The organism is Ruegeria sp. AH12 (assembly GCF_056541465.1).
Genome location: NZ_JBQFYL010000127.1, coordinates 1 through 805, shown reverse-complemented (window position 1 = coordinate 805; position 805 = coordinate 1). Strand labels below are relative to the sequence as shown.

Annotated in this window: 1 protein-coding gene; it reads left to right on the top strand. The window is 55.8% G+C overall.

Going from position 1 to position 805, the window contains the following annotated elements:
• Positions 1-640 (top strand): STAS domain-containing protein (locus ACR0EL_RS22100; protein WP_480502303.1); only part of this gene is annotated, 640 nt, incomplete at its 5' end.
• Positions 641-805 lie beyond the last annotated feature (165 nt).

The following is an 805-nucleotide window of genomic DNA, read 5'->3' as shown; positions in this document are numbered from 1 at the left end:
TATCGCTGCAGCGCTATTTCTGTTGCTCTTCATCCTGGTGGGTTCGCCTCTGATCGAGCAGATTCCACTGGCCGCACTTGTCGGTGTGATGTTCATGGTGGTGATCGGAACCTTCGCCTGGAATTCGCTGAAGATCATGCGGAAGGTGCCTTTGATGGATGCGTTCGTGATCGTACTGGTGACAGTCGTCACCGTGATGGAAGACCTTGCGGTGGCTGTTGTGGTAGGTGTGATTGTCTCTGCCCTGGCTTATGCATGGAATAACGCCAAACGCATCCACGCGGTTACGCGCGACTCGGAAACGGAAGAAGGGGCGAAGGTCTATGAAATTCAGGGCCCGCTGTTCTTTGGCTCGTCCGAGGGCTTCGTGGAGCTGTTCGACGTAACAAACGACCCCGAGACCGTCATCATCGACTTTGCAGCCAGCCGTGTCGTGGACCAATCCGCGCTGCAGGCTATCGAAAACATCGCCCCCAAATACGAAGCGGCTGGCAAACGCGTCATGCTGCGGCACCTGAGCCGTGACTGTCATACACTGCTGAACAAGGCCGGCCATCTGATGGTCGACAGCGATGATGACCCGGATTACGAACTGGCTGTGGATTATTCGGTCCGCACCGGTATTCTGGGCGGGCACTGAATACGCGAAAGGGCGGCCGGATTGGCCGCCTTATATCTCAGAAGCAATGCGCTCCAACGCATCGATATTGCCTGAAAGCAAGGCATCTTCGGCCCGAGTGATTGTTTCTGCGGGCCAATCCCACCATCGCAAGTCTTGCAGCCTTTCAATCACATCGCGATCAAA